This window comes from Deinococcus malanensis, from assembly GCF_014647655.1.
In the GTDB taxonomy this organism is placed as follows: Bacteria; Deinococcota; Deinococci; order Deinococcales; family Deinococcaceae; genus Deinococcus; species Deinococcus malanensis.
The window spans coordinates 25,277-38,538 of record NZ_BMPP01000011.1 but is presented as its reverse complement, the minus strand read 5'-3'; the positions used below and the strand labels follow the sequence as shown (position 1 = coordinate 38,538).

Sequence of the window (13,262 nt, the reverse complement as noted above, 5' to 3'; positions counted from 1 at the left end):
TCATTGCTGTCTGGCTGGAGTTTCACGTGGTCTTGGCAACCCCCCGACAACCACGTTTCATGGCATGGCAGGCCCGGCGTCCCAAGGCCTACATGCCAGATGCCGTGCATGACTCAACCGCTAAACGCTGGAGAGGCTACCAGCGCCTGCTCGGCTGGGGCCAGGGCATCCTGTGCCGACTGCTTGCCCAGCACCATAGCCGCTCGCTGTACCACTTCGTCCTGCACATGCCGGGGGAGTTCGACTTCTACCTGGAGGGGCCCAGCCTGGCACGACAGGCCATTGCCGAGCTCCTTCCGGAGGCACCGCTGTACGCCAACCTCGCCCTGAGCCGCTGCCAGCGGACCCACGTACATGGGCTCGCCATGCTGACTGACTATGAACATCAGCGGCTTCAGGCCACCCGAGCGGTCACCTCCTGCCGGGCTATCCGAACGGACAAGGACATGAAGGACGTGGGGCTGTACTTCTCGCGTCCAAATGACGAGAGTGCTTGCAAGTCGCGCCCAAAGGACCTCGCGTTGTACTCCGTAGAGGAGCTCGCAGAGCAAGCCCGTGAGGCCGCAGAACGTTGGCTGGAAGCCCGCAACACTTGCAACACTGCGCGGCTGCCACGTCGGTCCTGGACCCGGAATCTCCCCTTCCTGAAGCCCGACCCGGAACACGTACGGCCACCTGCTCCGGTAAGGCCATCACAACGACGCGCCGTGCCTGTGCGGCCGGCCCGCTCAATGATTTGGCTCGTTGAGCGGGCGTCTCAAGCTGCCCCAGCAGGCACGGGGAACAGGGCCACTGTCTCGCAATGGTCATTGATCTGCATCTTCCTTGAATGGTTCCTCCGGTCAGGAGGACCGCGCGGCCCGCCACGCGCCGCGGAGTGTGTCGTCCACCACCGCGACCTCCACTCTAGGAAGTTCCACGCGTGCCCGCTTCCCAACCACCCGGCCCTGACGAGGCTCTACAGGAGCACCAGCCCTCACCAATACCTTCCGTTCTTCACTCTGTTCACCAGCACACCCCGCTGCTTGGCCAAGGCCAGCTGACGGGGCAGTGTCAGTTCTGCATCCTGCCGTGCGCCGTGAATGCTGCTGTCACAGACCCTCTCCGGGGTAATGCACCCCTCGAATCAGGCATAACCCCATGGACCATCCCCTACCCGTCAATTTTGACCATCCCCGACCATCCCCAGACCAATGGACCTAAAGGTCAGCAAGACTGGATGAATGTGGCGGTGCTGTAAGAAACGGCGTGGAATAACTGTATGTATGCTTCCAGTGCTTTTCGGCGCAGCTCCGGCCGTGGCTGTGCGGGTTGACCTATGAACGTCTTCGAGTTCCGGCAGGACGTGATTGCTGAGTACCAGTCCTACGTGTCGTCGTTTGTTCACATCCGTGACCGGGACATCCGGGAGTACGTGGACCGACACCTTAATGACGGAGCGTTCTGGCCGGACCCCTTGGTGCAGCTCAACCCGAACTTCCTGCCGGGTGGGAGTGTGGCGGCCCTGGTGCACGAAGGACTGCTGGATGAGCGGTGCGCCGCCGTGTTCGCAGCGGAACGTGGGGCGCAGCGAGCGCCGCTGAACCTGCACCGTCACCAGCGGGAAGCCGTGGAACTGGCCGCGCAGGGCAAGTCATTCGTGGTGACGACCGGAACGGGCTCCGGGAAGTCCCTGACGTACATGATCCCGATTGTGGACCGCGTGCTGCGCCAGGGTAGTGGGCGCGGCATTCAGGCCATCGTGGTGTATCCCATGAATGCGCTGGCCAACAGTCAACGCGAGGAATTGCTGAAGTTCCTGGGCCAGGACGGCCCAGTGACGTTCGCACGGTACACCGGGCAGGAGTCGCGCGAGGAAAAGGACGCAATCATTGCAAATCCGCCGGACATCCTGCTGACGAACTACATGATGCTGGAGCTGATTCTCACGCGTCAGGATGAAGTGGCATTGCTCGACAGTGCGCGCGACCTTGGCTTTCTTGTGTTCGATGAGCTGCACACCTACCGCGGGCGGCAGGGCGCGGATGTGGCCCTGCTGATTCGTCGGCTACGTGAGCGGCTGGGCGCGGAGGACGCCGTGTGCGTGGGCACCAGCGCGACCATGTCCTCAAGCCCATCGTACGAAGAACGTCAGGGCGCCGTGGCGCTCGTGGCGTCGAAGATCTTCGGGGTGCCGATCGGACCCGCGCAGGTCATCGGCGAGACCCTGGAGCAGGTCAGCCACGGTCTGGGGGACGCTGACGCTCTGACCCGTGCCGTGGGTGCGGCTGTGCCAGGTGACTTTGAGGCGTTTGTGTCAGATCCCCTGGTCACATGGTTAGAGGAGCAGATCGGGCTGGCGGTGGGGTCTTCCGGACGCCTGGAGCGCCGCGTGCCGCAGGCGGTGGCGGGAGACGAGGGTCTGGCCGCGCGGCTGGCCGCACTGACGGGCATGGCACCTGCAGCGTGCCAGGACGCCATTCAGCGCCGCCTGATGCAGGGGTTCCGGCTGCGGCATCCGGAGACCGGGAGGCCCATCTTTGCCTTCCGCCTGCATCAGTTCATCAGCAAGGCCAGCACGGTGTACGCCCCGCTCAGTGAGCCACCTGCGCGCCTGGAGCACCTGACGCTGCGCGGGCAGGTGTACGCTCCGGGCACGGACCGGCAGTTGCGGCTTTATCCGCTGGAGTTCTGCCGTAACTGCGGGCAGGAGTATTACAGCGTGCGCCGCGTCATGACCCGTGCAAGTGGCGAGACGTTCGTTGCGCGGGGCGGGGCAGTCAGGGAGGAAAGCACTCCCGAGGATGGCTACCTGTTCATCGGTTCACCGCCTTGGCCACAGGACGAGGAAGACGCACTGTCCCGCCTGCCGGAAGGGTGGCTTGAGGAGAAGAACGGCACGTGGCGTGTCAAGACCAGCCGCAAGAAAGACTTGCCGCAGCGTGTGCGGGTGAACGGTGACGGGGAAATTCTGCGCGACGGCGGAGGGCTCGCGGCGGCCTTCGTGCCGGCGAACTTCAGATTCTGCCTGTGCTGCAACGTGAGTTATATAGGGCGCACCGGCACACTCACCAAGCTCGCGACCCTCTCGAGTGAAGGGCGATCCACAGCCACAACGCTGTTGAGCATGGCCGCCGTGCAGGGCCTGCGCAAGAGTGACCTGGCGCCGACCGCCCGGAAGGTGCTGTCGTTCACTGACAACCGGCAGGATGCCTCGCTGCAGGCCGGACATTTCAACGATTTTGTGTTCGTGTCGTCCCTGCGGGCCGGTCTGGCGCGTGCATTGCAGGCCGGGCCGCTGGAGCAGGACACCCTGGCACGGCGGGTGTTTGAGGCCATGAACCTGGAGCTGGCAAGTTTTGCCGCGGACCCCACCGTGAAGTACGGGCAGCGTGACCGCACGCTGAAGGTGGCACAGGACCTGATCGGGTACGCCATATACACCGATCTGGCCGAGGGTAAACGCCTTACCCTGCCGAACCTTGAGGGGGTGGATCTCGTGCGTTTCGAGTACCCGTACCTGGACGAGGTCTGTGGTGATCAGGAGCTGTGGGAGCGTGCACACCCAGCGCTTTCGGTGGTGCGTCATGGAGTCGTCGAAGCGCGCCGGCGGGCGGCACGTGCGCTACTGGACTGGATGCGGCGCAATCTGGCAATTAAAGTGCCTTACCTGGACCGGGATTACCTGAGCGCATCACTGCTGAACATGGGCCTGATCAGGGAGGACAGCGCGCTCTACATCCCGCCGGATGAAGCGCAGCGCCTGGACACCGCGCCCGTGGTGAGCCTGGGAACGGGGAAAAAGGGGCGCCGGGAGTTCGAAGTCCTGCACCTGAGCGCGCTGGGGTCAGTGGGTAAGTACCTGATGCGTCCGGAGACACTGCAGTGGTCTCAGCACGTCACCCGTGTGGACGCCGAGGCGATTCTTGCTGACCTTCTCGTGGCCCTGTCGGAGTTCATCGAACAGGTGGGTGAGAACGCCTACCAGCTCAAGGGCACGGCCCTGCGGTGGCTGCCAGGAGAGGGGGCTCAGGCCTACGTGGATGAGCTGCGCGTGGTGCGTCCGGTAGGCAGTGACCCGCCCCGCGTGAACCGCTTCTTCCTGAACCTATACCGGCAGCCGCCCGAACACTTCGCGGATCTGCGTGGCGCGGAGCACACCGCACAGATTCGCGCGGAAGAGCGCGAGAAGCGCGAGGAACTGTTCCGCGCAGGTCTGCTGCCGGCGCTGTTCTGCTCCCCCACCATGGAGCTCGGGGTGGACATCAGCGACCTGAATGTCGTGCATCTGCGCAATGTGCCGCCCACGCCGGCTAACTACGCACAGCGTTCGGGCCGCGCAGGCCGCAGCGGGCAGCCGGCCTTGGTGATGACATACGCCACGACCGGCAACAATCATGACCAGTACTTTTTCCGCCGCCCGCAACTCATGGTGGGCGGAAACGTCACAACGCCCCGTCTGGAGCTCGGCAACGAGGCGCTAGTGCGTTCGCACGTGCACGCGATCTGGCTGGCGGAAACGAACACGAAGCTGCCTGGGTCGCTCGCCGAAATCCTGAACGTGGCGGGAGAAGCGCCCAGCCTGCGGGTGATTGGGGACCTCTGGGGCGCATTCTGTGACGAGCGCGTGCAGGTCCGGGCGCTTGCACGAGCGCGCACGTTGATGGAAAGCCTCGGCGGGGACGTGCTGGACACCACTTGGTACAGCCCCGAGTGGCTGGCATACACGGTAGGGCACGCGGCGCGGGAATTTGACCGGGCGTGTGACCGCTGGCGGGACCTGTACCGCAGCGCCCTGTCACAGCTCAACCTGAACAACGCCGTGCTGGCAGACGCGAGCAAACGACACCTGCAGGAGCAGGCCCGGCGCCTACACAGTGAAGCGAACACGCAACTGGGCCTGCTGCGGAACCCGGAAGGCCAGCAGTCGGATTTCTACACCTACCGGTACCTTGCCTCTGAAGGCTTCCTGCCGGGCTACAACTTCGCCCGGCTGCCGCTCTCAGCGTTCATTCCAGGGCGGCGCATCGGGAAGAACACGCAGGACAGCTACCTCTCTCGGCCGCGCTTCCTGGCGCTCAGCGAGTTCGGGCCGAATGCCATCGTCTACCACAACGGCACGAAGTACGAAGCGCATAAGGTGATCGTCCCAGCCCGCGGGGAGACCAGCGAGCTGCCAGTGGTGAGTGCGCAGCGCTGCGAGGCGTGCGGCTACCTGCATCAGGGCTCGCAGGGGGAGGCGCGTGACGTGTGTGAGAGCTGCGAGGCGCGCCTTGCGCCGGCACACCCGAACCTGTTCCGCATGACCTCGGTGGCCACACGGCGCCGCGAGCGGATTGGCAGTGACGAGGAGGAACGTCAGCGGGTAGGCTTCGAGGTCAAAAGCGGTCTGCGCTTTGCGTCCCGTGGGGGCGTCGCGGCGCGGTTGCCGGCCGAAGCCCGCAGTAGAGACGAGACGCCAGTCCTGCGACTCACCTACGGAGACGGCGCCACGCTGTGGCGCATCAACTACGGGTGGCGTAACCGCAGCAACCCGCACGAGCTGGGCTTCCTGTTCGACCCCGAGACCTCACAGTGGCTATCCGCCACCACCCTGCAGCAGAAGCAGACGGCGGCCGCGGGACGCGAGATCACGGTGCAGCGCGTCATCCCCTACGTGGAGGACACCCGCAACGTGCTGCTCGTGGAACCTCAGGTGCCCGGCGATGCCGCTACGTTGATCACCCTCACCAGCGCCCTGAAGAATGCCATCCAGCTCACCTACCAGCTTGAAGACAGCGAGCTGGCAGCAGAGGTGCTGCCCGACGCGAAGGACCCCCGGCAGATTCTGTTCTACGAGGCGTCCGAGGGTGGGGCGGGGGTGCTACAGGACCTTGTGCTCCGCGAGGGCGCGCTCGGGCAGGTGGCCCGCCGGGCGCTGGAGCAGCTGCATTTTGACCCCGACACTGGCAAGGACCTTCACCGCGCTCCGCATGCCCGCGAGGATTGCGTCGCGGCCTGTTATGACTGCCTGATGACCTACAGCAACCAGACCTGGCATGAGCAACTCGACCGCTTCCAGGTGCGTGACGCGCTGCTGGCGCTTACCACGAGTCGGGTGAAGCTGCCGCAGGAGGCGCAGGGCGGACACCTGGATACCCTGCGCGCCGCATGCGGGAGCTCGCTGGAGCGGGAGTGGCTTGACTTCCTGGTTGAGAGCGGGCTGCGCCTGCCTTCACACGCGCAGCAGCTCGTCCCGGATCATTTCGCCCGGCCAGACTTCACGTATGCGGAGCAGACGGCGGTGGTGTTCATTGACGGTCCGGTGCACGCTCAGGCCCATGTGCGCGAGCGCGACGCCCGTATTCGCGATGACCTGGACCTCGCAGGCTATACCGTAGTCACATTCACACACGACACGGCGACCTGGCCTGAGCTGGCGCGCCGGTACGCATTCATTTTCGGGGAAGGGTAAATCATGGCGTTTGACATTGGTTCAATGGTCCACACACGCGGGCGCGACTGGGTGGTGCTGCCCGACAGCACACCAGAATTCCTGCTGCTGAAACCTCTGGGCGGCAGTGATGCCGAAGTAACCGGCGTCTTCGCCGGAGAGGGTGGAGAAGAGGTGCGCTCTGCAGCCTTTGCCCCACCCTCCCCCACTGCTTTCGGAACAGCCAGCAGCGCCAAACTCCTGCTGCAGGCCGCACGGCTCGCGGTCCGCAGCGGCGCCGGGCCCTTCCGTTCTCTTGGGCGTCTCGGGGTGGAACCGCGCCCCTACCAACTCGTGCCACTGCTGATGGCACTACGCCAGAGCCCGGTCCGGCTCCTGATTGCCGATGATGTCGGAGTCGGCAAGACGGTCGAGGCGGGCCTGATTGCCCGTGAACTGCTTGACCGCGGTGAAATCAGCCGCCTAGCCGTACTGTGTCCGCCGCACTTGGCGGACCAGTGGGTCGAAGAGCTGCGCACGAAGTTCGGTCTGGACGCAGTGGCGGTCCTGCCCGGTACCGCGCGCCGCCTTGAGCGCGACTGCAACCCCGGACAGAGCGTCTTCGCGCGCTACCGCTTCGTGGTGGTCAGCCTTGACCTCGTGAAAACCGACCGCTGGCGGCAGGATTTCCTGCTCAACGCACCTGAGTTCGTGATTGTCGATGAAGCTCACGCTAGCGCTGAAGGGGAAGGATTGGGGGCCAAACGGCACCAGCGCTACCGGCTGCTCGAAGACCTCGCCCGTGACAAGGAGCGGCACCTGCTGCTGGTCACTGCCACGCCGCACAGCGGTAAGGAAGATGCCTTCCGCAGCCTGCTCAAGCTCCTGAACCCGGACTTTGCCCGCCTGCCACTGGACCTCAGCGGCGCGGAGAACGCCCGTGCCCGTGAAACCCTGGCCCGTCACCTCGTGCAGCGCGGTCGCAAGGACATTCACGATTACCTGCACGCCGACACCCCCTTCCCGCGGCGGCACGATGCAGAACTCAAGTACACACTTCACTCCGAGTACGCGGCGCTGTTCGAGGATGTGCTCGCCTACGCTCGTGAGAGCGTCCAGGTGCCTGGCGAGACGCATAACCGGACCCGTATCCGCTGGTGGGCCGCGCTGGGCCTCCTGCGCGCGCTGGCGAGTAGTCCCCAGGCCGCCGCCGCTACCTTGCGGGAGCGCGCCCTGAATGTCGACGAAGAGGACCTGGGAGTGATCGAGGGGCTGGGCCGTGACCAAGTGCTGGATGCGGATGCCGACGAGCGGGAAGTGCTGGACGTGGTGCCCGGCGCACAGGTGGACGCCCCGGACAGTGAGGCCACGCGGCGCCTTCAGCGCCTTGCAGAGCGTGCCGAGGCGCTCGCCGGGGAGAAGGACCGCAAGCTGACCCTGCTTACCGCCCAGGTGAAGGAGCTCGTGAAGCAGGGCTTCGCGCCTATCGTGTTCTGCCGCTTCATTGCCACCGCCGAGGCCGTCGCCGCGCACCTGCGTGAGGCCCTGAATGGCGTTGACGTCATAGCCGTCACAGGACGCCTGACGCCACAGGAACGCGTGGACGCGGTGAGCACCCTCTCGGAAGCCGAGAAGCGGATTTTGGTCGCCACGGATTGCCTCTCGGAAGGCATCAACCTGCAACAGGCCTTCAGCGCCGTCATCCACTACGATCTGCCGTGGAACCCCACCCGTCTGGACCAGCGTGAGGGCCGCGTGGACCGTTACGGGCAGGTGGCCCCGGAGGTGCGGGTGCTCACCCTGTACGGGGAAGACAACCGCATCGACACGCTGATTCTGGAAGTACTTGTGCGCAAGCACCGCCTCATCCGCGCCACGCTCGGTACCAGCGTCCCCGCTCCAGACGAAGCCGAGAGCTTGCTCGACATCCTGCTGGCGCGTGTGCTCAACACGCAGACCCGTGAGACAATCCAGCCCTCGCTGTTCGCAGAGGTGGAGGCATTCGACGTGAAGTGGCGCGACGCGGCGGAAGGCGAGAAGAAATCCCGCAGCCGTTTTGCACAGAACAGCATTCGCCCGGAAGAGGTTGCTGGGGAGCTCCAAGCGGTGCGGGCTGCGCTGGGAGACACGGGCGTCGCTAAGGAGTTCGTGCTGGATGCCCTGCAAAGTTCCGGAGTGATCGTCACACCGCGTCTGGACGGCACATATCAGGCCAACCCTGCTCAGGTAGACGTCCGCCCAGAGTTCCGGGATTTCCTAGCGCAGGCGCGTATCTTCCGCTTCGATGCACAGGCCGAACGGCATGTGACTGCTCTGGCCCGCAACCATCCACTGGTAGAGCAGCTGGCCAGCACCGTCCTGGGCCAGGCACTAGACGACCCACAGGCAGCCATGGCCAAGCGGGTGGGCGTGATCCGCACGAGTGGCGTGACAACCCTGACTACGTTGCTGCTGCTGCGCCACCGCTTCCATCTCACGGGCCGCAAGGGCAACCGCACTTGGCAGACCCTGGCAGAAGAACTAGACACAGTGGCCTACCGCGGCCGCCTGGAAGGCCAGGACTGGCTCAGTCTGGACGAGGTGCAGGCGCTGCTGGGACTGACCCCCGAAGGCAACCTGGACCCCGTGCAAAAGGAGGACCGCCTACGGCGCGCCCTCGGGGAACTGGACAGCTTGGGCGAAAGCCTGCTCGGTCGCGCCCGGCAGCGCGCCGCCGCCCTGCTGGAAGCGCATGAACGGGTGCGTGGTGCCGCGCGCGGCACCGGCGCGACGTACAGCGTGGAACCGCCCGGCCCGCCAGACCTGCTAGGTGTATACGTGTTCATCCCAATGCCCCGTGCGGGAGGACAGGCATGAGCGCCACACAACTACCGCACGTGCGCGTGCACGGCCTAGGCCTCACGGACGACTTCCTGCTGCGCCTCTCAGATCGAGCGCAGACTGCCAAGGTGGAAGGTGCCACGCCGACCAGCTACGCCCTGCCGCCCAAGACCACCCTGGAAGAAGCCATTCAGGATGCATGGGACGACGCCCGCAAAGCCTGGGTGAAGTATGAGCAGTTTCAGACCGATCCGTGGGCGGGCTGGGTGCGACCCCTGCTGAAGACCCTGGAGTACAGCTTCACCGGGCAGGGCGCCACCGGCGGCAAGTACGTGGTGAAGCACCTGACGGAAACGGGCGACGTGCCCGTGCACTACGCGGCGCCTGTTCTGGATAACGGCGTAATAGTCCCTGCAGACCTGGACCGCGTCACGCAGACGGGTACGCTTCGTGCCAGCCCGCATGGGCTGATGCAGGGCTACTTGAATTCCACGCCAGGGCACCTGTGGGGCCTAGTGACGAACGGCGAGGTGCTGCGCGTCCTGCGGGACAACGCACAGGTCACGCGCCCGGCTTACGTGGAGTTCCAGATCGGCGAGATGATGCGCGCCGAAGACGCCCGGACCTTCCGGGTGCTGTGGCTACTGGTGCACCGCTCGCGGCTCAAGGGCGCGCAGGTCAGCGTACTGGAAACCTGGAATACGCAGGCGAGCAGTGAGGGAGTCAAGGCCCGCGACAGCCTGCGCAATGGCGTAGAACAGGCTATCAATCTGCTTGGTACCGGCTTTCTTGAGGCAAACCCAGCATTGCTGATCCTGGCGCGGGAGGACGCGCAGACCGCCACGCTGCTGTACCGCACCTGCCTGAACATGGTGTACCAGATGGTTTTTCTGTTCGTGACGGAAGACCGCGACCTGCTGTTCGCACGGGATGAGGACGGGCAGTATGTGCCGGATGCGCAGACACGAGCTCGGGCTGCGCACTACCTCACGCGTGCTCTGCGCAGCAAAGCTACCAACGTCACCAGCAACAACCAGCACTTTGACGCGTACGACGGATGGACGCGACTCCTGAACTTCGTGCGTGAAGGCTTTGCGCCGCTAGGCCTTCCCGCCCTGGGAAGCCTGCTGTTCGCCGCCCCGTTGCGCGAGGAGCTACGGAAGGCGCGCCTCAGCAACCGTGCGTTCTACGACGCCGTGCGCGCCATAAGCGAGATCACAGTGGACGGCGCGCGGCGCCCAGTGAACTACGCGAGCCTGGACTCCGAGGAACTCGGCAGCATCTATGAGAGCCTGCTAGAACTTGTGCCGCGCATCGAACCCGGCCCGCGCTTCTCCCTTCAGGTATTGCCCGGCAACGAGCGCAAAAGCACCGGCAGTTACTACACGCCTAGCGGCCTGATTGAATTGCTCCTGGATAGTGCCTTGGACCCCGTCATAGAGGACGCGGTACAGGACAAGCTTCCTGAAGATGCCATCGCCGCGCTGAAGGGGCTGAAGGTCATTGACCCGGCCTGTGGCAGCGGCCACTTCCTGATCGCTGCCGCGCGCCGCATCGCCGTGCGCTTAGCGGAGCTGGAGGAGGAAACGGCTCAACCCAGCCCCCGTGCCCTGCGCCGCGCCACCCGCATCGTTATCGCCCACTGCATCTATGGCGCAGACATCAACCCGATGGCGATAGAGCTGGCAAAGGTTGCACTGTGGCTGGAAAGCCAGGACGCAGGCAGACCACTCGCCTTTCTGGACCACCGCCTGCGTGTGGGTAACAGCCTATTAGGTATCTCGGAAGACGGGATGCAGGTGAAGGAAGTGCTTAAAGACAGGTCCAAGACCCGCACCAGCGACAAGGAAACCACAGTGCGGCTGCTTGCCCTGCCCGACGAGGCCTTTACTGCACTGGAAGGCGACGACAAGAAGGTCGTTGCGGAGCTAAAAAAACAGAACAAGCAGGAACGCCGCGCCTTGGCCCCCAACGCAGGCAATCAACCCACGCTCTTGGGCATGTCCACCTTGGGCCTCAAGCTGGGTGCGCTGAACAAAATCGAGCCGAACACCTTGCAGGACGTGCAAGCGCAGCAAAGCACCTTCCAAGCCATTGAGGTCGATGCTGACCGGCTGCAACGCAAGGCTCTGGCCGATGCGTGGTGTGCGGCCTTTGTGATGCCGAAGCTGGAAGGTGCCCCGGTGCTGACTACGGCCACGCTCTACCGCCTTCAGGCGGGTGAGGCACTGCCCGAGCTACGGCAAGTCGTGACCGAGACGGCTCGCCAATACCGTTTTTTGCACCCACACGTTGAATTTCCCGACGTGTTCGGAGATGAGGAGAAGGGGGGCTTCGATTGTGTATTAGGGAATCCACCTTGGGAACGTCTAGCCTTCGAGGCAGAGAACTATTTTAAAATCAAAGGAATTGCTTTAAACCACATTCTGACAACAGAAGATAGAGAAAAGGAAATCAGAAAAATCCTCTCTAACTCTCCCACTCTTTCGGCTGAGTACGACCAATATAGGCGCTTAATTTCTTCAGAATCTAACTTTTTTGATAAATCAGGCCGGTATCCACTCTCTGGCGGAAGGATAAATTTATATCCCTTATTTACCGAACTCGCATTATCATTTAGCAAGAGTATCGGATTTGTATTGCCGAGCAATATTAGTACAGCCATACCTCTAGTACCACTGTGGTCAAAAATTTCCGAATCGGTGTCGTTATTTGTAGACTTTAAGAATCGCAAAGGAATATTTCCTAGCGTACACAAAAGCTATCGCTTTGCAGCCTTAGCAACTCACAAAAATCCACGATCAGCAAAATTCAGTTTTGCAAATGAGGAATTTTTACACTCATATAACTTTTTAATTTTCCATCCGTCCCATATTAAACTTATAAATCCCAGTACATTACAGCCACCGATCTCCCCAAGCCAGAAGCATCTTGACCTTATGAGCAAAATATACCAGAGATGGGGATATGTTTCAGATGTCGCAACAGCATGGGTAGGCTTGACATCTAGTGCGTCTAGCGAAAATTGGAGGGACATTAGAGAAGTTGATGACATGCAAAACAACACTCCGATTATTGAAGGAAAGATGATGTTTCAGTATGATAATTTGTTTGCTGTATATTCGCCAAATAAACCCGATCAATTTATATCAGCAACTCCTGATCTGAATGTTGAGAATTTGCCGATTTCGCCCCGATTTGTCATTGATATCGGCATCGCCAAAGCGTTTATGGATAGAAAAACTCAAGACAGTATGTACATAGGTTATAGGGATGTCACTCGTTCTGATGACGAAAGGACGGCAATTTCAACGATAATAGATACTAAATATCCTCCTATGCAACCACTTAACGGGGTTACTCCTCATGACTTTTCAGACATCTATCTCGTGAATGCTGTAATAAATTCCGTTGTGTTTGACTTTGTAGCAAAACAAAAAGTGATGGATATGCATCTGAATGTAACAAATTTTCATCAATTACCATTTCCTGTCAACCTGACAGTGAATATGAAACAAAAAATAACAGGCCTTTCCAGGATTTGCTCCGAAGCAATGATTGCCCAAGATGATAATACATATATATCTACTAGAGCAAAAGTCGAGGGTCTATTGTTTTACTTATCTGGCCTACAAGAAGATGAGGTGCAGTTCATTTTGAACTCTTTTATCCGGCCTGATAGACACGAGGAAAGATTGCGCTTTCGAGTGACCCAAAAGAATTCAGAATCAATATTCTCTGCGTACTTAGATTACAAAGCAAATGATGTGTTGCGGGCTTGATCTTGCTTGTAGAGATAACGCACATAGCGCACAACCTGACAACCTTGTCTTCAGCGGCGAGCCATTTACTTAGGAGGAGCGATGCTGCTTCTCGCTGCGATTTGAATCGGACTTTCTGATTTCACCTTGGATACCAGTAGAGGAGACAGAAACGATGAGCATTATGCCTTCGGTCTGCTCTGTCTGCACAACGCTGGTGTGAAGTAACACTTTCTAGAACTGGTCCGTTAGGACTTCAAGGAGTGAGTAAGTGACGAAAAGTGAGCAAG

4 protein-coding genes are annotated in these 13,262 nt (G+C 61.5%); 3 read left to right on the top strand and 1 reads right to left on the bottom strand.

Annotated features, from left to right (window positions below):
* Window positions 1–113 precede the first annotated feature (113 nt).
* Window positions 114–386, bottom strand: a complete 273-nt coding sequence (locus IEY49_RS13185; protein ID WP_189009514.1) for a hypothetical protein — start codon at window positions 384–386, stop codon at window positions 114–116.
* Window positions 387–1,318: 932 nt separating this feature from the next.
* Here IEY49_RS13185 and IEY49_RS13180 point away from each other — a divergent pair.
* The 3 genes from IEY49_RS13180 to IEY49_RS13170 are packed head-to-tail and all read left to right on the top strand — an operon-like array spanning window position 1,319 to window position 12,993.
* Window positions 1,319–6,433 carry a DEAD/DEAH box helicase gene (locus IEY49_RS13180; protein WP_189009512.1) on the top strand — a complete coding sequence of 1,705 codons (5,115 nt, stop codon included), beginning with the start codon at window positions 1,319–1,321 and terminating at the stop codon, window positions 6,431–6,433.
* 3 nt (window positions 6,434–6,436) lie between these two features.
* Window positions 6,437–9,247 (top strand): DUF8741 domain-containing protein, encoded by a 2,811-nt coding sequence (locus IEY49_RS13175; RefSeq protein WP_189009509.1) that lies wholly within the window; start codon window positions 6,437–6,439, stop codon window positions 9,245–9,247.
* Entirely contained in the window at window positions 9,244–12,993 is a 3,750-nt protein-coding gene (locus IEY49_RS13170) for an Eco57I restriction-modification methylase domain-containing protein (protein WP_189009506.1), read from the top strand. The genes IEY49_RS13175 and IEY49_RS13170 overlap by 4 nt, the downstream gene beginning before the upstream one ends.
* The last annotated feature ends 269 nt before the right edge of the window (window positions 12,994–13,262 follow it).